The sequence below is a fragment of the uncultured Brevundimonas sp. genome, assembly GCF_947305955.1.
GTDB lineage: Bacteria > Pseudomonadota > Alphaproteobacteria > Caulobacterales > Caulobacteraceae > Brevundimonas.
On record NZ_CAMZFB010000024.1, the window covers coordinates 21,068 to 40,325 of the forward strand.

18 protein-coding genes are annotated in these 19,258 nt (G+C 62.1%); 5 read left to right on the forward strand and 13 right to left on the reverse strand.

What is annotated here, in order from left to right; genetic code table 11:
• Window positions 1-21: 21 nt before the first annotated feature.
• Window positions 22-1,473 (reverse strand): cysteine--tRNA ligase, encoded by a 1,452-nt coding sequence (cysS, locus tag Q0Y42_RS07800; protein WP_297802000.1) that lies wholly within the window; start codon window positions 1,471-1,473, stop codon window positions 22-24.
• Window positions 1,474-1,630: 157 nt separating this feature from the next.
• Between cysS and folE the strand changes: the two genes are divergently transcribed.
• The 3 genes from folE to Q0Y42_RS07815 all read left to right on the forward strand — a co-directional run bounded on the left by folE (window position 1,631) and on the right by Q0Y42_RS07815 (window position 4,864).
• Window positions 1,631-2,245: a GTP cyclohydrolase I FolE gene (gene folE / locus Q0Y42_RS07805; protein WP_297802002.1), complete on the forward strand. Its 615-nt coding sequence runs from the start codon at window positions 1,631-1,633 to the stop codon at window positions 2,243-2,245.
• A 222-nt stretch (window positions 2,246-2,467) separates the two neighbouring features.
• Entirely contained in the window at window positions 2,468-2,896 is a 429-nt protein-coding gene (locus Q0Y42_RS07810) for a biopolymer transporter ExbD (protein ID WP_297802004.1), read from the forward strand.
• 144 nt (window positions 2,897-3,040) lie between these two features.
• The gene (locus Q0Y42_RS07815; protein WP_297802006.1) at window positions 3,041-4,864 is read left to right on the forward strand and encodes a gamma-glutamyltransferase family protein; all 1,824 of its coding nucleotides are present in this window, start codon (window positions 3,041-3,043) and stop codon (window positions 4,862-4,864) included.
• A gap of 565 nt (window positions 4,865-5,429) precedes the next feature.
• Here Q0Y42_RS07815 and dxs read toward each other — a convergent pair.
• The 4 genes from dxs to Q0Y42_RS07835 form a co-directional block, all read right to left on the reverse strand.
• Window positions 5,430-7,313, reverse strand: a complete 1,884-nt coding sequence (gene dxs, locus Q0Y42_RS07820; protein ID WP_297802008.1) for a 1-deoxy-D-xylulose-5-phosphate synthase — start codon at window positions 7,311-7,313, stop codon at window positions 5,430-5,432.
• A 105-nt stretch (window positions 7,314-7,418) separates the two neighbouring features.
• A complete protein-coding gene (locus tag Q0Y42_RS07825) occupies window positions 7,419-8,330 on the reverse strand; it encodes a polyprenyl synthetase family protein (protein ID WP_297802010.1) in 912 nt (303 codons plus the stop codon).
• 7 nt (window positions 8,331-8,337) lie between these two features.
• A complete protein-coding gene (locus tag Q0Y42_RS07830; RefSeq protein WP_297802012.1) occupies window positions 8,338-8,592 on the reverse strand; it encodes an exodeoxyribonuclease VII small subunit in 255 nt (84 codons plus the stop codon).
• 68 nt (window positions 8,593-8,660) lie between these two features.
• Complete coding sequence (locus Q0Y42_RS07835; RefSeq protein ID WP_297802014.1) at window positions 8,661-9,275, reverse strand: histidine phosphatase family protein; 615 nt, start codon at window positions 9,273-9,275, stop codon at window positions 8,661-8,663.
• Between the two features lie 176 nt (window positions 9,276-9,451).
• Here Q0Y42_RS07835 and Q0Y42_RS07840 point away from each other — a divergent pair, with 176 nt between their 5' ends.
• Both Q0Y42_RS07840 and Q0Y42_RS07845 read left to right on the forward strand, forming a co-directional pair.
• Window positions 9,452-9,982, forward strand: a complete 531-nt coding sequence (locus Q0Y42_RS07840; RefSeq protein WP_297802016.1) for a GNAT family N-acetyltransferase — start codon at window positions 9,452-9,454, stop codon at window positions 9,980-9,982.
• Between the two features lie 37 nt (window positions 9,983-10,019).
• Complete coding sequence (locus Q0Y42_RS07845; protein WP_297802018.1) at window positions 10,020-11,198, forward strand: VWA domain-containing protein; 1,179 nt, start codon at window positions 10,020-10,022, stop codon at window positions 11,196-11,198.
• A 60-nt stretch (window positions 11,199-11,258) separates the two neighbouring features.
• On the opposite strand, the gene Q0Y42_RS07850 is transcribed toward Q0Y42_RS07845, so the two are convergent.
• The 8 genes from Q0Y42_RS07850 to Q0Y42_RS07885 form a co-directional block, all read right to left on the reverse strand.
• Window positions 11,259-11,435 carry a CsbD family protein gene (locus tag Q0Y42_RS07850; protein ID WP_297802020.1) on the reverse strand — a complete coding sequence of 59 codons (177 nt, stop codon included), beginning with the start codon at window positions 11,433-11,435 and terminating at the stop codon, window positions 11,259-11,261.
• Between the two features lie 57 nt (window positions 11,436-11,492).
• Window positions 11,493-11,978, reverse strand: a complete 486-nt coding sequence (locus Q0Y42_RS07855) for an NUDIX domain-containing protein (protein WP_297802022.1) — start codon at window positions 11,976-11,978, stop codon at window positions 11,493-11,495.
• 9 nt (window positions 11,979-11,987) lie between these two features.
• Complete coding sequence (locus Q0Y42_RS07860) at window positions 11,988-13,034, reverse strand: histidine kinase dimerization/phosphoacceptor domain -containing protein (RefSeq protein ID WP_297802037.1); 1,047 nt, start codon at window positions 13,032-13,034, stop codon at window positions 11,988-11,990.
• A gap of 18 nt (window positions 13,035-13,052) precedes the next feature.
• Window positions 13,053-13,466: a response regulator gene (locus tag Q0Y42_RS07865; RefSeq protein ID WP_366108193.1), complete on the reverse strand. Its 414-nt coding sequence runs from the start codon at window positions 13,464-13,466 to the stop codon at window positions 13,053-13,055.
• A 24-nt stretch (window positions 13,467-13,490) separates the two neighbouring features.
• Window positions 13,491-15,011, reverse strand: a complete 1,521-nt coding sequence (locus tag Q0Y42_RS07870; protein ID WP_297802025.1) for a CHASE3 domain-containing protein — start codon at window positions 15,009-15,011, stop codon at window positions 13,491-13,493.
• A 51-nt stretch (window positions 15,012-15,062) separates the two neighbouring features.
• Complete coding sequence (flhA, locus tag Q0Y42_RS07875; RefSeq protein ID WP_297802027.1) at window positions 15,063-17,159, reverse strand: flagellar biosynthesis protein FlhA; 2,097 nt, start codon at window positions 17,157-17,159, stop codon at window positions 15,063-15,065.
• Between the two features lie 59 nt (window positions 17,160-17,218).
• Window positions 17,219-18,124, reverse strand: a complete 906-nt coding sequence (gene bla / locus Q0Y42_RS07880) for a class A beta-lactamase (RefSeq protein ID WP_297802030.1) — start codon at window positions 18,122-18,124, stop codon at window positions 17,219-17,221.
• Window positions 18,125-18,132: 8 nt separating this feature from the next.
• The coding region (locus Q0Y42_RS07885) for a sigma-54 dependent transcriptional regulator (protein ID WP_297802032.1) at window positions 18,133-19,258 on the reverse strand (1,126 nt) is incomplete at its 5' end.

Below are 19,258 nucleotides of genomic sequence, written 5' to 3' on the forward strand. Positions count from 1 at the left end.
ACGCAATTTTTCAAATTTACCTTAGCTCTTCATGCGCCACGTCGCGCCGGTCGGGCCGTCCATCACCACGACATTCAGTTCGTTCAGGCGGTCGCGGATGCGGTCGGCCTCGGCCCAGTTCTTTTCGGCGCGGGCGGCGGCGCGTTGTTCCAGCAGGGCTTCGACTTCGGTTTTCAGGTCGTCATCGCCACCGGTGAACCACTGCTCGGGCGTCATGGACAACACACCGAGCAGATCAGCACCTTCGCGCAGGCTCCAGCGGGCCATGGCCAAATCATTGATGTCGGCCTCGGCATCGTTCAGCAGGTCGCGCAGTGCATTGCCCAGAGCGAACAACTGGGCAATGGCACCGGGCGTGTTCAGGTCGTCGTCCAGCGCGTCGAGCAACGGATTCAACTCCTGCTCGGCCAACTCCATTTCCGGCTCTTCGAGCGTGTCGAAGTCGAAGTCGCCCAGCTTGGCGTCGGCATCGCGCAGCACGCCGTACAGACGGTCGAGATTCTTGCGCGACTGTTCCAGCAGGTTCTGGTTCCAGTCCAGCGGCTGGCGATAGTGGGCGCTCAGCAGCGCCCAGCGCACCACCTCGCCCGGCATGGCCTTCACGAGGTTGTTCAGCAGCAGGACGTTGCCGATCGACTTGGACATTTTCTCGGCGTCCACCGTCAGGAAGCCGTTGTGCATCCAATAGCGGGCATATTCATCATGCGCGTGGTCGGCATGGGCGTGACCGTGGGCGCAGACGCCCTGTGCGATCTCGTTCTCGTGGTGCGGGAAGGCCAGATCGATGCCGCCGCCGTGGATGTCGATCGGCAGGCCGAGGTTCTTCTCGATCATGGCCGAGCATTCGATGTGCCAGCCGGGGCGACCCTCGCCCCACGGCGAGGCCCACGACGGCTCGTCCTTCTTGGACGGCTTCCACAGAACGAAGTCGTGCGGGTTCTTCTTGTACGGTGCTACTTCGACGCGGGCACCGGCGATCATGTCATCCAGATTGCGGCCCGACAGAGCGCCATAGGACGGATAGGATGACACATCGAACAGCACATGGCCCTCGGCAGCATAGGCGCTGCCGGAATCGATGATGGCCTGAATCTGCTGGATGATCGCGTCCATGTGGTCGGTGACGTGCGGCGCGATATCGGGCGGCGACACGTTCAGCAGCGCCATGTCCGACAGATAGGCGGCCTCATAGCGGCTGGTGATCTCGCCGATCGGCACGCCTTCCTTGGCGGCCTTGGCGTTGATCTTGTCGTCCACGTCGGTGACGTTGCGGGCATAGATCACCTTGTCCGCGCCATAGGTCTTGCGCAGCAGGCGGGTCAGGACGTCGAACACCACCGGCGGGCGGGCGTTGCCGATGTGGGCATAGTCATAGACGGTCGGGCCACAGACATAGAGTGTCACCCGGTTCGCATCGCGTGGTTCGAACAGGCGCTTTTCACGGCGCAGGGTGTCATAGATATGCAGGGCCATTAGTCGTAAAGTCTTTTGCGAGTTTTCTTGCAGGACGCGCCATACGTCCCATATAGCGAGCCTGATAAACAGTCCGCGCGCCCTGATAAACCTTTTGGGGTGCGTTAGTCGCCTTTATTCACGGGACGGACCGCCGTCCCACTCGGAAACGTTCTTCATGACCACGCCCGCCAAGCCCGTTCTCGCCGCCAACGAAGGCGCTATTGTGCGTCCCAGCCGCGAACAGGCGCTGGAGGCTGTGCGTACGCTGATTGCATGGGCCGGTGACAACCCCGACCGTCCGGGCCTGATCGATACGCCCAAGCGCGTGGTCGATGCCTATGGCGAGTGGTTCGACGGCTATGACGCCGACGCCTCCAAGGAACTGTCGCGCACCTTCGAGGACGTGACCGGCTATGACGACATGGTCATCCTCAAGGAGATCGAGGTCGAGAGCCACTGCGAGCACCACCTTGCCCCGTTCCTCGGCAAGGCATGGGTCGCCTATATTCCGGGCGAAAAGGTTGTCGGCATTTCCAAGCTCGCCCGCGTCGTCGAAATCTTCGCCCGCCGCCTGCAAAATCAGGAAACCCTGACCAACGACATCATCGAGGCGATCGAACAGCACCTGCAGCCCAAAGGCGTGGCAGTCATGGTCGATGCGGCCCACCAGTGCATGACCACCCGTGGCGTGCATCACCGCCACGTCACAACCGTAACGACGCGTTTCACCGGTGTGTTCAAGGAAGACAACGCTCTGGTCGAGCGATTCCTGAAGCTGGCCCGCGCCTGATTCACCGCCCAATCCCACAGATCGACGTTTTTTAGCCACGTTTCGAGGCACGTTTTCGGTCGCACCGCGAACGTTCCACGCCAAAATTGGCAAGGTTATTTCGCTCTGTGGCGTTTTAGGCCGACTGACGGGTTTACAAGCGGCCTTTCCCCCGCCAAGACAATATCCAGACTTTCAGTGCAGCCCGTCCCAGTGGTCGGGCCATGATGAGGACGAGATCGCATGGGTGCGAAGCTTGGTGGCGGTGGCAAAGGCGCGGCTCAGAATTCTGAGATCAACGTTACGCCGTTCGTAGATATTATGCTGGTTCTGCTGATCATCTTCATGGTCGCGGCACCGATGGCTACCGTTTCGATCAAGCTGGACCTGCCGCCGGCAGTGCCTTCGGCTTCGAACGAAAAGCCGAAAGAACCGGTTTACGTCTCCATCCAGAACGGTGGTGACCTGTACATCGCAGACAAGAAGTCGTCGCTGGCCACTCTGGCTGCTGACGTCTGCGCCGCTCAAGGCGCTGTCGCTGACTGCCGCGAAGAGCGCGTTTTCGTCCGCGCCCAGGCTGACGTGACCTACAACGAGTTCATGGAAGTGATGAACACCCTGCAGGAAAACGGCATGTTCAAGGTCGGCCTGCTGAACGAAGACATCGAATAGTCTTCGGCTTCATCGCCTAAAGGATCAAAGGGCTGCATCTTCGGATGCGGCCCTTTTTCTTTGGCCGAACACAGGCTTGGCACTTGCACCACAGCGCGGTTCATCCCCCAATGGCGGCACAGTATCCTGAAGGGGGACCAACCCATGCGCCGCCGTACCTTTCTGACTGCCCTGCCCGCGGGGGCCGCACTGGCCGGATCGCTTCCGGCGCAAACCGCTTCGGCACAGACGACGCCTGCCGCGCCTCTTGCGCCTTCAGCCGTTGAGCTACCGGTTGGCATGGGCGACCGGGTTACGGGCCGTCCCTTTGCTGGACGCTCGACCGTCTGGGGCCAGCATGGCGCAGCGGCGACCGCCCACCCCATCGCCACCCTGATCGGCATAGAGACGCTGAAGCGCGGGGGCTCGGCCATTGATGCCGCGATCGCCATCAATGCGGCGCTGGGCTTCCTTGAGCCGACAGGCAACGGCATCGGCGGCGACGCCTTTGGCATGTTGTGGGACCCGAAACAGGGTAAGGTCGTGGGCTTTAACGGCTCCGGCCCCTCGCCTCGCCTGCTGGGTCTGGAAACGGTCCGCAGCCGCACCACCAATGGCCTGCTGCCGAAATACGGTGCGGTGACCGTCAACGTCCCCGGTACGGTCGATGCGTGGTGGAGCGCCCACCAGCAATACGGAAAGCTGCCGTGGAAAGACGTGCTGCTACCCGTGGCGGAGCTGTGCGAACAGGGCGTGCCCGTGCCGCAGGTGATCGCCTATTACCTCGAACGCAACATGGGCATTTTCGAGCGCAACACCTCGATCATCGAGGAGCACGACAACCGCCGCAAACTGTATGCCCCGAATGGCAGCACGGCCAAGACGGGCCAGATTTTCACCAATCCGGACCTTGGCCGCACCCTGCGCCTGATCGCCGAAGGCGGGCGCGATGCCTTCTATAACGGCCCGATTGCCGATGCCATCGAGCGCTATTTCCGCCGGATCGGCGGCTGGATGACCAAGGCCGACCTGAACGCCCACCAGACCGAATGGGTAGAGCCCATCCGCACCAACTATCGCGGCGTGGACGTCTATGGCCTTGGCCCGAACACCCAAGGGCTATCGACCAACCAGATTCTGAACATCTGCGAACAGTTCGACCTGAAGGGCATGGGCTTCCAGTCGGCGGCCTCGATCCACCATCAGGCCGAGGCCAAGCGTCTGGCGTTCGAGGACCGTGCCAAATGGTTCGCCGACGCCCGTTTCAGCGAAACGCCCGTCGAATGGCTGAACTCCAAGGCCTATGCCGCCGAGCGCGCCCGCCTGATCAACCCCAACCGCGTGACGGACCGCGTCTTCCCCGGCGATGCGCCGACGCAGGGCGACACCACCTATTTCAGCGTCGCCGACAGCGACGGCATGATGGTCAGCTGGATCCAGTCCAACTATCGCGGCATGGGCTGCGGTCTGGTGGCCGATGACGGCGCAGGCCGCACTCTGGGTTTCATGTTCCAGAACCGTGGCGAGATGTTCGCCACCACCGACGGCCACCCCAACATCTACGCCCCCGGCAAACGCCCCTTCCACACCATCATTCCGGGCTTTGCCTGCAAGGATGGCAAGCCGTGGATGGCTTACGGCGTCATGGGTGGCGGCATGCAACCGCAAGGACAGGCCCAGATCATCATCAACATGGTCGATTACGGCCTCGACCCGCAAGAAGCGGGCGATGCGCCGCGCTGGCAGCACTATGGCACCACCGAGCCAACCGGAGAGCCCGCCGCCGCTGGCTCGGGCAAACTGCATCTGGAAAGCGGCGTCCCCGCCGCCACCAAGGCCCGCCTGACCGAAATGGGCTGGACCCTCGGCGAACCCGACGGCGGCTTCGGCGGCTACCAGAACGTCATGATGCAGCAAAACCCCGACGGCCGCTGGACCTACGGGGCCGCGTCAGAGATGCGTAAGGACGGGTTAGCGTTAGCGTACTAATATAGTCCGAGCGAGTTCAGTGAGCGTCACACACCGACCAACCGCTGAGGTACAGATATGCGCCTTCTAACTACTAGTGCCGTCGTAGCTGCTATTTCTCTTTGCGGCTGCTCGACAACTGCTCGACTTTATCCGGTAAGTGGCCCCGCTTCAGAAGCTCAACCTCCGCATATCATTACGGCCACCATCAATGGCATAATTGGTAACAACGGCACACTTAGCTTCAGTCTACCAGATGGGACGGGTTGTAACGGTGAATGGAGTTCGGCGGCTGGAGTCGAAACCAGCTTCAGCTCTACGAGCCTCTTCGCGCGAAACGTATCCGTTTTCGGAACGGGCACCACAGTACGTTCTGGTGGAGGACAAAATCCCGGCAGAGCTATCGCTTTATGCGTTAACGGCACTCGCTTTGATATCGAGTTCGTAACGGGCGGGGGTACCGCTAACGGCTTTGGCTTCGCCGAAGATACGGAAGGGAATGTGTACCGCGTACTATTTTGATCCCTTCAAGAAAGAAGGCCACTCGCGTAGCGAGTGGCCTATTAACGTCTTGCCTTAAAGGCTTTTAACCCAACGCCTCAATCGCCTTGGCGGCGATGTGTTTCGCATTAAGGCCAGCCTCGTCGTACATGGCGGCGGGGCTGTTGTGGTCCTGGAAGATGTCCGGCAGGTGCATGGTGCGGATCTTGAGGCCGCGATCCAGAGCGCCCTTTTCGGCCAGCATCTGCAGCACAAAGGCACCGAAGCCGCCCATAGCCCCCTCTTCCACCGTGATCAGCACTTCATGCTCGCGTGCCAGACGCAGGATCAGGTCCTCGTCCAGCGGCTTGGCGAAGCGGGCGTCGGCGACCGTGGTCGAGATACCGGCCTGTTCCAGCGTTTCGGCGGCCTTCAGGCTTTCCTGCAGGCGGGTGCCCAGCGACAGGATGGCGACCTTGGTGCCTTCCTTGACGATGCGGCCCTTACCGATTTCCAGCGGCTTCGCCAGTTCTGGGATTTCCACGCCTACACCGTCACCGCGCGGATAACGGAAGGCCGACGGGCGGTCGTCGATTTCAAGCGAGGTGGCGATCATGGCGGCCAGTTCGGCCTCGTCGGCGGCAGCCATCAGCACCATGCCCGGCAGAGCGCCCATGAAGCCGATGTCGAACGATCCGGCGTGGGTCGCCCCATCAGCCCCCACCAGACCCGCACGGTCCATGGCAAAGCGCACCGGCAGCGACTGGATGGCCACATCATGGACTACCTGATCGTAACCGCGCTGGAGGAAGGTGGAATAGATGGCGCAGAACGGCTTCATGCCGTCGGCAGCCATACCGGCTGCGAAGGTCACGGCGTGCTGTTCGGCAATGCCGACATCGTACACACGATCAGGGAAGGCCTGACCGAACAGGTCGATGCCGGTACCCGAGGGCATGGCGGCGGTGATGCCGACGATCTTGGGATCGCGGTGCGCGTGCTTGATCAGCTCGGTGCCGAACACCTTGGTGTAGCTGGGGGCGTTCGAGATCGGCTTGGCTTGCTTGCCCGACTCCACGTCGAATTTGACCACGCCGTGGTATTTGTCGGCGCTGTTCTCGGCGGGGGCATAGCCCTTGCCCTTTTGCGTCACGACGTGGACCAGAACCGGCTTGTCGGTGATCTTCAGCGCGTTCTGGAGCACCGGCACCAGATGGGTCATGTCATGACCGTCGATCGGGCCGATATAGTAGAAGCCCAGCTCCTCGAAGAAGGTGCCGCCCGCGACCATGCCGCGTGCGTATTCCTCGGCCTTGCGAGCCGTCTCGCGGATCGGGCGCGGCATGTGGTCGACGAACTTTTTGCCGAAGTTGCGGACGCGCTGATAGGCGTCACCCGACACCTGTTTGGCCAGATAGGCGCTCATGGCCCCGACCGGCGGGGCGATCGACATGTCGTTGTCGTTCAGGATGACCATGAATTGGCCGTTGGTGGCCTCGATGGCGTTGTTCATCGCCTCATAGGCCATGCCCGCCGTGATCGAGCCATCGCCGATGACGGCCACGACCTTGTTGTTATCGCCCTGCTGATCGCGGGCAGCGGCAAAGCCCAGACCCGCCGAGATCGAGGTCGAGGCGTGGGCCGCGCCAAACGGGTCGTATTCGCTTTCCGAACGCTTGGTGAAGCCCGACAGGCCACCGCCCTGACGCAGGGTGCGGATACGGTCGCGGCGTCCGGTCAGGATCTTGTGCGGATAGCACTGGTGACCGACGTCCCAGATCAGGATGTCCTTGGGCGTTTCCAGCAGGTGGTGCAGCGCCACCGTCAGTTCCACCACGCCCAGTCCTGCGCCCAGATGGCCGCCCGTCACCGAGACAGCATCGATGGTCTCGGCCCGCACCTCGTCCGCCAACTGTTTCAGCTGCGGGATATCGAATCCGCGCATGTCGGCGGGAAATTTCACGGTGTCGAGCAGAGGGGTATTCGGCATAGGGGCTTAATAGCCTTCAAAGGCTGGGACGCGAAGGTCGATAATAGCCATAACCCCCAAAGGGCTGTGGCGGTTCGTATCAAAGTCTTGTGCAGAAACGATGGATTATGAGCGGCGCTTCAGCACCAGATCCACACTGGCCTTGAGGATGTCGGCATCGTGGCCGAACAGATCAAGGTGCGCGCGGGCCTGATCGGCCAGATGCGCGACGCGTTGTCGCGCCGCATCGACGCCCAGCAGGGTCACGAAATTGGTCTTGCCCAGAGCGGCATCCTTGCCGCCCGCGGCCTTGCCCATTTCCTCGGCCGAGCCTTCGGCGTCCAGAACATCATCAACGATCTGGTAGGCTAGGCCGATGTCGTGTGCGAAGCCCAGAAGCGCGTGGCGCTGGGCATCGCTGGCATCGGCCATGATCAGCGGGATTTCAAAGGCGTTGGCGAACAGGGCACCGGTCTTCAGGCGCTGCATCCGCGCCACCCCGCCCAGATCGTCACGCACGCCCATCAGGTCGATCATCTGACCACCAGCCATGCCTTCCGCGCCCGAGTTGAACGCCAGACGGCGCACCAGCTCGCAGCGGACAGCGGGGTCGGCGTGGGTGGCTTCATCCACCATGATCTCGAACGCCGCCGATTGCAGCGCATCGCCAACCAGAATGGCGGTCGCCTCGTCATAAGCCTTGTGCACAGTCGGACGGCCACGGCGCATGTCGTCGTCGTCCATGGCCGGAAGGTCGTCATGCACCAGCGAATAGGCGTGGATGCATTCCAGCGCACAGGCCGCACGCAGCAGCTCGCCCTCGTCGAGGTCGAACAGTCGGCCCGTCTCCATGGTGAAGAAGGGACGCAGGCGCTTGCCCGGACCCAGCGCCGCATAGCGCATGGCCTCGGTCAGGCGCGCCTCGGGGCCGGAGCCGCGCGGAAGCAGTTTGTCGAGCGCCACCGTGACCAGATCGGCCACCTCGGCCACACGGTCGATTACCGCCTGCTCGGGCGAGTTTGCCGCCAGAATCGTCACGACGCGATCAACCGAAGTCGGCCGATTGGGTGCCGGTCGCCTGTTGGTCGGGGCCGACCACGATCTTTTCGACACGCAGTTGCGCGGCCTTCAGACGGGCCTCGCAGTGGGCCTTCAGCTGTGCGCCCTGCTCGTACAGGGTGATGGATTCTTCCAGACCGGCCTGACCGGATTCCAGACGCGAGACGATGCCCTCCAGCTTTTGCAGGGCGTCTTCAAAGCTGAGGTCAGCAGGAACGGTGTTGGCATTGGTGTCGGTCATGGGCGGCAAACTAGAGCCGTGCGGCAGGCGGTTCAATCCTTAGCCCGCCCTGCCAACAGGAAATGCGCCTATCCGCGCCGATATCGCCGCTGGGACCAGTATTTGAAGCCCTGATTGTGGACCAGCTTCCAGCCCCGCGCCTTCAGCGCACGCCCGATCATGTGGTTGAAATAGCCGTGGGCCAGAACCAGCACGTCGTGGCCTTCGGATGCGCTGTGGATCAACAGGTCGGCGGCGCGACCGGCGCGGGTCTCGGCCTCGCGGCGGGTTTCCTGTCCATCGTGGTGGTCAAAGGCGTGCCACCACAACCGCGCCACCACACCCCAGAAGCGCGGCGGCAGCTTGAACCAGTCCGGCCAGTGCGGCGGCGGCAGCGGAGCCTCGACGAAAATGGCATCGGTCTGGATGCCCTTGCCTTGCGCGACCGCGGCGGCGGTTTCCTGTGCGCGACGCAAGGTGGAGGCGTAGATGATCCCCGCCTGACGGGCCGTATCAATGATGCTGTCGGGTGTCGCCTGCCCCGCCTTCAGGCCGCCTTCGTCGTACAGCCCCCACCAGTGGCGGTACTGGTCCGCCGACAGCCAGCATTTGCGGGACAGAGCCGGTTGCCCGTGACGCGCAAGGATGATGTCGCCGTATCGGGCAACGCCATCATTCCGGTGCTGTTGGGTTTCCAAGCTCATTCACGGTGGATCTGGATATGGCGACCCTCTCGCCGCCGCGCCGAATCCCTCACCCTTCCCGCAGGTTTTAAATCAGCGTTCGATGGTTAGCCGCCTGATGTGACAGTCGCAACCCGCAAGGGTTGCAAAACCGGTGGCCCATTGGCGCGGATGGTCGTGGGCACTAGACTGGCCCCATGAGTGATTACGTGATCCGCCCCGCCGAAGACCGCGACCTCGACGCCCTGTCGGCTTTCAGCCGCCGCACCTTTGTGGAGACGTTTGTCGACGGTTTCGGCATCCCCTATCCGGCGGACGATCTGGAAGCCTTTTTCCAAAAGAGCTTCAGCCCCGAGGCGTTGCGCCCGCGTATTCACGACAACGACTGCGTCTTCTGGATCGCCGAGCGCGACGGCCAGATCATCGCCCTGTGCCATGCCGGTCCCAACGACCTGCCGCATGAGGATGCGAAGGCGGGCGAGATGGAACTGCGCCGCCTCTATGTCGGCAAGGAGGCGCAAGGGCTGGGCCTTGGCACCGAACTGCTGAAACGGGCGCTTGCGTGGATGGAAGAGCGCACCGCAGGCGCGCTGTGGATAGGCGTCTGGAGCGGCAATCTGAAGGCTCAGAAACTCTATGCCGCCTATGGTTTCGAGAAGGTCGGCGGCTATGGCTATCCGGTCGGCGAGTGGATCGATCAGGAGTTCATCCTGCGCCGCGCCGTATGACGCTCGCCAACGGCTGATATTTCGCTAAGCTAAACCCATGCTCCTGCCCTTCTTCACCGCCCTGCGCGATCACAAGGTTCCTGTGTCCATGAAGGAATGGCTCCATCTGATGGAGGCCATGGACAAGGGCGTGACCGGACGAAAGGTGGACGACTTCTACCACCTGTCGCGGGCGGTTCTGGTCAAGGACGAAAAGCACTACGACCGCTTTGACCAAGCCTTTGGCAAGGCGTTCAAGGGTTTGGAAACTGTGGGCGCGGGCGAGGACCTGACCACCGACATTCCCGAGGACTGGCTCAAACTCCTCAACGAGAAATACCTGACCGACGAGCAAAAGGCCGAGATCGAGGCCATGGGCGGTTGGGACAAGTTGATGGAGACGCTGAAACAGCGCCTCGAGGAGCAGAAGGAACGCCACGAGGGCGGCAATAAATGGATCGGAACGGGCGGCACCAGCCCGTTCGGCCACGGCGGTTATAACCCCGAGGGCGTACGCATCGGCGGGCCGGGCCGTCATGGCCGTGCGGTAAAGGTCTGGGAAAAGCGCGAGTTCAAGAACCTCGACGACAGCGTCGAACTGGGCACCCGCAACATCAAGGTGGCGCTACGCCGTCTGCGCCGCTTTGCCCGCGCGGGCGCGCCGGACGAGCTGGACATCGACGGCACCATCGATGGCACCGCCCGTCAGGGCTGGCTGGACATCCAGATGCGGCCCGAGCGCCGCAACACGGTGAAGGTGCTGATCTTCTTCGACATCGGTGGGTCGATGGATGGCCACATCAAGATGTGCGAGGAGCTGTTCTCGGCGGCCAAGACCGAGTTCAAGAACCTTGAGTTCTACTACTTCCACAACTGCCTCTACGAAGGCGTGTGGAAGGACAACCGCCGCCGCCATACCGAACGCATCCCGACTTGGGACCTGATCCACAAATATGACAGCGACTGGCGGGCCATCTTCGTCGGCGATGCCAGCATGAGCCCCTATGAGATCACCATCCCTGGCGGCTCGGTCGAGCATTTCAACGAGGAAGCGGGGGCCGTGTGGATGAAGCGCGCCCGCGAGCAGTGGCCCAAGTCTGTCTGGCTCAATCCCCTGCCCGAACGTCACTGGCATTACACCCAGTCGGTGTCGCTGCTGAAAGAGCTGATAGAAGAGCAGATGTATCCGCTGACCCTCGAAGGGCTGGACGGGGCGATGCGGACCCTGACCAAATAACAAAAGGCCGCCCCTTTCGGAGCGGCCTTTTTTCAATCGGGGAAGTCGGTCTGGAGGGGCTTACTTGCCGCGCAGCGCGTCCTTCGCACCGCCGACGGCGTTTTGGACCTTACCTTCGACCTGATCGGCCTTGCCCTCGGCCTTCAGCTTTTCATCGCCGGTCAGGTTGCCGATACCCTCTTTGATCTTGCCGCCGATGTTCTTGGCAGCACCTTCAATGCGGTCTTTATCAGCCATGGGTTAGCTCCTTTTCCGGGACGCCTCGAAACGAGCCGCCTACAGGAATTGAACGTGTTAACCCTTGGCCTGTTCCTGATTTACAGTTTCCGGATGGGTCGCGCGCCAGCGCATCCAGCAGGTGATCGCCCATGCATGGGCTTCATGGCGCACTGATTTCAGCGCCTCTTCCGGTGACAGCCAGACCAGCTGGTGATCCGCCTCCTGTTTGTTGGCGGGGGTCGATCCGGCGATCCTCATCGTCCAGAAGGCACTGACATTATTCAGCGCCACCCCATCGGTCCGCTCGAAATATTGCGAAGCCTCGGTCAGGCGATCGACAGGGGTGACGTCCAGTCCGGTTTCTTCACGAAACTCGCGCTCCAGCGCCTCGGCCTCAGTCTCCTGCCCTTCGATCGCCCCGCCGGGCAGATCGAAATAGGGTCCGCGATCACGCACGATACGAACGCAGGCGATCAGGCCATTGTGTTCCGCAATGCCAAAGACAGCCGCGCGGTGGGCGTATTCCATCCCGCCGCGCGCGATACCAAACTGAAGTTTCATAGGGGGAGCCTACTCCCCCAGACCGGCCTTGCGAACCATGCCCGAGCGGAAAACCAGCTGGGCGCGTGTGCCTTTGGTCGAGCTTTCGAACGTGATCCGCGAACCCAGATCGGTGGCCATGGCGTCCAGAATCTGGCTGCCCAGACCGGTGCCCTTGGGATTGGAATCGCCCATACCCGCGCCGTCATCCTCGACACGGACCACCACATCCTCGCCCTGCTGATGGGCCGAGACGCGGATTTCTCCGCCCGTCCCCGGTGCATAGGCGTATTTCACCGCATTGGTGACCAGTTCGGCGACAATGACGCCCAGTGCCACCGCCTGATCGGTCGTGACCCACACGGGCTCCGCGCTCAGCTTCAGCACAGGGCCGCCATCGGACGACATCGACGACGACAGTTCATCAATCAGTCCGCCCAGATAGGCATCCAGCTGTACCCCCGTCACATCATCGGAGGTGTAGAGACGGCGGTGGACCTGCGAGACGGCCTCGATACGGGCCTGGACCTTTGCCAGAGCCTGCTGGGCGGCGCTGTCCTGCATCTGGCGGCGCTGTAGGTGGATGAAGCTGGTGACCAGTTGCAGCGAGTTGCCCACGCGGTGGTTCACCTCGCGCAGCAGCGCCTCGGCACGGTCGCGCTCGCGCAGAACCTCGGCCTGAGCCTTTTCAGCCTCGATGGCCAGACGGCGACGCTCGATAGCCCCTTGGACCGCTCGGCCCAGCAGATGGACGAACTCGTCGTTCGCCTCCTTGATCACATAGTCGGCAGCGCCCGTCTTGAGCGCGGCCACCGCGATGCGGCCATCCTGTGCACCCGTGACGTAAACCACGGGCGGTGCCTGTTCGAGCTTAAGAATGTCGGGCAGCACATCCAGACCGTCACGACCTGGCATGTGGTGATCCAGCGCGCAGGCGTCATATCCCCCTTGGGCCAGTTTGGTCAGGCCGTCATCGCCATCGTGCGACAGGTCGACGACATAGCCTTCACGCTGGAATTTCTTCTGGATCAGACGCCCGAGTGCAGGGTCATCGTCGATGAGGAGGAGACGAAACAGAGGGAGATCTCGCTTGTGTCAGCTGATAACGGGGGCCTGAATGACCGACAGGAACAGGCCAAGCTGGCGGATGGCCTGGGCAAAGGCGTCATAGTCCACCGGCTTGGTGATGTAGACGTTACAGCCCAGATCATAGCAGTGCTGGATTTCTGTACGGTCATCGGTCGTCGTCAATATGACCACCGGGGCGCGACGAAGGGCCTCGTCGCCCTTGACTTTGCGCAGGATATCCACGCCGGACATGTCCGGAAGGTTGAGATCGAGCAGGATCAGGATCGAGCCTTTTTGCTCGCGGGTATCGTCCAGCAGGTATTCGACTGCCGCGCTGCCGTTATCGAAATGAACGATTTCGTTCGCGATGTTGGCGCGACGAATGTTCTTCTCGATCAAGCGGGCGTGCCCGTGATCGTCTTCGATCATTACGATTTTCACGGAATTGCTCATAGTTGTTGGACCTTAACTCGCGCGTACAGACATTTCTTGAGGCAGGCGGATGATAAAGGCCGTCCCCTGCCCCAGTTCAGACTCGATACTGATAGAGCCACCCAAGCGGCGAACCGTATTACGTACAAAGGCCAGCCCCACCCCTTCGCCGGGGCGATCCTGACGTCCGGAACGCCTGAACAGCTCAAACACCCGCTCGTGATCCTTGGGATCGATGCCGCGCCCATTATCGCGAACTTCGAATTCCACAAAGCCCCCTACAGTCTCGCTTCCATTAATGGACAACAGCAAAGATTGTTCCGGATTGCGGTATTTGATCGCGTTATCAATGAGATTACCGAAAATCTGCTCGATGGCCATACGGTCGTGGACGATGTCGGGCACATCGCCGATGACGACCTTACCGTCGTTTTCCATCAGCGGATGGGCCATGCCATCGGCCAGATTCTGCAGCAGCGCCTTCATGTCCAGCGACTGCGCGGCAAGGTCACGACGACCTTCGCGAGACAGTTGGAGGATAGCCTTGATCAGACGATCCATCTTTGAGGTCGAGGCGCGGATGAAGCCAATCGCTTCGGGCGCATCCTCGCGGATAGCCAGTCGAACCCCTTCATCGACCAGTTCCGGATGGCTGGCTTCAACGCGCTCGATCAGGCCATCGACCTGACGCGAAATCTCCTCCAGCTCTGACGTATAGCCCATGACATTGACCAACGGTGCCCGCAGGTCGTGGCTAACGATATAGGCAAATCGCTGGACCTCCTCATTGGCGCGGACAAGGTCGGCGGTACGCTCCCTGACCTGCTCTTCCAGCCCGGCATTGATTTGGTCCAGTTCGCCCTGCGCACGTTCCAGATCGGTGATCTGACGGCGGACCAGGCGGATACAGACGGCGGCCAGAATGACAATGAGGATACCGGCGACCAAGCTGCTGAAGATGGTATAGGCGCGGGCCTGCGCGGCGGCATTTGTCGCCTCGATGGCGCGGCGCTCGACAACCTCGGAGATGTCGGCGATCTCCTCGCGCATGCCGTCCATCATCGCCTTGCCGCTACCGCTACGCACGGCGCTGACGGCCTCGCCGACGCGGCCCTGACGGGTCAGGCTGATGGTGTCCACCATCAGCTTGATCCGATCGTCGTACAGCTCCTTTACGTTTCCGTAGGTGCTTTCCAGCTCCGGATCACCGGCCACCAAGCGGTCCATCTCGGCCATAACAGCCGGCAGATTATCCAGCGCCTTGTTGTAGACCTCGAGATATTCGGGGTTGGCGGTCAGCATGAAGCCGCGCTGACCCGTCTCCGCATCGGTCAGCAGGCTGATCAGTTTCCAGCCCGCAATCTGTGTTTGGTGACTGCGCACCTCCGCCTTGGTGTACTCAGAGGTCTGGTGCAGCATGTAGAAGGTGGCAATGTTGGTGATCGCCAGCAGCACAAAGGCGGCGGCCAACAGCATCATCAGCCGTTGATAGATCGGCTTCGACTGCCGAATGAAGTTCCACGATGCCGGATTGAGGAGCGAGGGGGTTGTCATAGGCCCCACCATTCCCGCTCTACTGCCAGCTGTCTAGCTTCGTTCTTTCAATCAGACAGAACCAACCGTGCGCAGCCGCGCCTTGGGATGGATTTCATTCTGGCTCATGACGACGGTCTGACCGCGGAAACGCTCGATAATCGAGCGCACATACGGACGGATTTGCGGACCGGTGAGCAGGACAGGATTTTCACCCGTCATGGCAGCGCGCTCGAACACGTCGCGAACCACGCGGATGAAATCCTGAAGCTGGCTGGGAGCCATGGCCAGCTGCTTGTCCTCGCCCGGTCCGATCAGGGCGTCGGAGAAGGCCTGTTCCCATTCGGGCGACAAGGTGACGATGGGCAGTGATCCGTCTTCGGCGCGATAGGCCCAGCACAGCTGGCGGGCCAGACGGGTACGAACATGTTCGACCAAGATGGTCACGCTGCTGGTATGGGGCGCGGCCTCGGCCAGACCTTCCAGAATGGCCGGAAGGTCGCGGATCGACACGCGCTCGCGCAGCAGGGTCTGCAGCACGCGCTGCAGGGTGGTGACCGTCACGGTGGCGGGGATTAATTCCTCGACCAGCTTCTGGGCCTCGGACGGCAGTTCCTTCAGTAGCTTCTGCACCTCGGTATAGGACAGAAGCTCGGCCATATTCTCCTTGAGGATTTCCGTCAGGTGGGTGGTCAGCACCGTGGACGGGTCCACAATCGTATAGCCACGGAAGGTCGCTTCCTCGCGCAGGGATTCATCAATCCACGTCGCCGGAAGGCCGAAGGCGGGCTCGCGCGTATGCTCGCCCGGCAGTTCGACCTGACGGCCCGACGGGTCCATGGCCATGATCTGACCCAGACGGACCTCGCCGGTGCCTGCGTCCATTTCCTTGATGCGGATGGCATAGCCCTGATTGGGCAGGCGCATGTTGTCGAGGATACGCACGCTGGGCATGACAAAGCCGAACTCCTGCGCCAGCGAGCGACGCAGGGCGCGGATCTGGTCGGTCAGGCGGCGGCCTTCCAGATCATTGATGAGCGACAACAGCGCATAGCCCAGCTCGATCTTCACATCGTCGATGACAAGAGCGGTCGAGATCGGCTCTTCGACATCGGGCTTGGCCTCGACCTCGACCGGAGCCTCCTCTGCGGGCTTCAGACGGTTACGGCCCAGACGCCACGCCATAAAGCCCGAACCCAGCGCCAGCGCCGCGAACGGGATGATCGGCATGCCGGGGATCAGCGCCAGCAGCCCCGAGGTGCCCGACACCACGCCCAGCGCCACCGGATTGGTCGCCATCTGCGACACCAGCGCCTTGTCCGCCGAGCCTTCCACGCCCGCCTTGGTGACGAGGAAGCCCGCGGCCACCGACACGATGATGGCCGGAATCTGGGTCACCAGACCGTCGCCGACCGACAGCTGGATGAAGGTGTTGGCCGCATCCCCTGCCGACATGCCGTGCTGGATCACGCCGATCAGCATGCCGCCGATGATGTTGATAAAGGTGATGATCAGGCCGGCAATGGCATCGCCGCGCACGAATTTCGACGCACCGTCCATGGCCCCGAAGAAGGTGGATTCCTGCTCCAGCTCCTTACGGCGGACCTTGGCCTGTTCTTCGGTGATAAGGCCCGCGGACAGGTCGGCGTCGATTGCCATCTGCTTGCCGGGCATGGCGTCCAGCGTAAATCGGGCCGACACCTCGGCGATACGGGTCGCGCCCTTGGTGATGACCACAAAGTTCACCACCAGAAGGATGGCGAAGATGATCATGCCGATGACGAAATTGCCCTTCATCATCAACTGGCCAAAGGCTTGGATGATGGCACCGGCAGCGGCGTGGCCGCTGTCACCGCCCGACAGGATCAGGCGCGTCGAGGCAATATTCAGACCCAGACGATAAAGGGTCGAGACCAGCAGCACCGTCGGGAAGATGGCGAAATCCAGAGGCCGCTTCATCATCACGGCGGTCATCAGGATCAGCACACTGCTGACCAGAGAGAAGGCCAGCAGCACGTCCAGCATAAAGGCCGGAACCGGCAGGATCAGCAGCAGTATGACGCCGATCACACCGGCAGCCATGCCCACTTCGCCGCGCATCAGCCAGCCCAAAGCGTCCCGCCCTGTCGGGCGGGCCATGCCATCCTTCATGAAGGGGGCATCAGCCATGGCGGATTATCGGGGCGCAGCTTTGCATTACAGCCACTGATGACAGGATTCGGCCATGGTCAGACAGGGCCCAATGATCGCAACACGGTACGGGTCGCTTCGGCGATGGCCTGTTCCCTGCCCCGCGGCGTCGATCCGGCCCCGCCATGGAAATAGATGGCGATCACAATCGGCTCACCCGTCGGCGGATAGATCAGGCCGATATCGTTAGCAGGGCCATATCCGCCGGTTCCGGTCTTGTGGGCTACGGTCCAACCTTCGGGCAAGGCGGCCTTGATACGGTCCGCGCCGGTCGGGCTGTCGAACATCCACTGCAACAGTGTGGCCTTGGAGGTTTCGTCCAGCGGCGTTTGGTCCGATGTGAACAGGCGCTGCATGTTGGTCACGCTCTGGAGCGGCTGGATGGTGTCCTTGTCGCCGTCCAGACGGTTCATCTCGGGCTCGAAGCGATCCACTCGGGTCGTGGTGTCACCAAGGTCGCGATAGAACTGGCGCATCGCTTCAAGCCCGCCCATTTCGCGCAGCAGGATATTGGCCGCCGGATTGTCGCTCTCCTCGACCGTGCCCTTCATCAGGGCCTTGATCGACAGGGCCTTGCCGACCGCCTTTTCGGTGATCGGCGCATGGGAGATCATGTCCGCCTGCGTGATCGGCACCTCGCGGTCGAGGTTCTCCAGCCCGTTCTGCGCCCTGACGAACATCGCGACCGCCAGATACATCTTGAACGTCGAGCAATAGACGAACCGCTCTTCCGCGCGCCAGCCATTGGTCGCGCCATTGACGTGGAAGGCCAGCCCCAGGCGACCTTTAAATCGCTGTTCCAGTTCGGAAAAATCGAGGCGCACCAAGGGCACACTTTGGGCGACGGCGTCTGCCGCATGCCCTGCGACCTGTTCGCCTTGGGCAGGCTTACATCCTGCCAGTGTCAGCGCCCCCGCTCCCAGTAGAATAGTGCGCCGATCCATCGCCCTACCTATCCTGCCGAACCATAGGTGTTCGCCACGCCGGACTGCGGGGCCGGAATAGTTGTGCCCTGCTCGGCATACTCGTTCAACTTGTTCCGCAGGGTGCGGATCGAGATACCGAGGATGTTGGCCGCATGGGTGCGGTTGCCGAGGCAGTGGTTCAGGGTGTCGAGGATCAGCGTCTTTTCCATCTCCGCGACCGTCTGGCCCACGAAGCTGCGGGTGACCGCATCGGCCATCTGGGCGGCCTTGCCGGCCACGCCCGGATCATAGGCCGTCGTAGCCGGTGCCGAAGCCGATGCGCCGCCCAGCAGCGGACGACCGTCGGGCAGACGGATGGCATCGACGTCGATCTCCGGACCAACCGACAGCAGCACCGCGCGGTGCATGGCGTTTTCCAACTCGCGCACGTTGCCGTGCCACGGATGCGAGGTAATGGCCCGCACAGCGGCGGCGGCAATCGGCTTGACCGGCATGCCGTTGGCGGCGGCGTACTTCTTCACAAAGTGGTCGGCCAGCACCGCGATATCGCCCGGACGCTCGCGCAGGGACGGAATACGCAGGTTCACCACGTTCAGGCGGTACAGCAGGTCCTCGCGGAAGCTGCCCTCGGCCACCGACTTGGCCAGATCGCGGTTGGAGGTGGCGATGATGCGAATATTGACCGGAACGGGCTTCCCACCACCCACGCGGTCGATCACGCGCTCCTGAATGGCGCGCAGCAGCTTGGCTTGCAGGCGGACATCCATCTCCGAGATTTCGTCCAGCAGCAGGGTGCCGCCGTCGGCTTCCTCGAACTTACCGATACGGCGGGCGACCGCGCCCGTGAACGCGCCCTTCTCGTGGCCGAACAGTTCGGATTCCAGCAGGTTGTCGGGAATGGCGGCGCAGTTGACGCTGATGAAGGGCTTGTCGGCGCGGCGCGAACGGCTGTGCAGGTGACGGGCCATCACCTCCTTACCGACACCGCTTTCCCCTGTGATCAGGATGGAGGCTTCGGATGCGGCGACCTGATCGGCAAGTTGCACCACCGCCTTCATCGCCGGATCGGCAAGAATCATCGGCTTTTCGTCATCGGCCACCGCCGACAGGACGGCAGCCAGAACCGTCAGTCCCGGCAAGGAGTGGATTTCT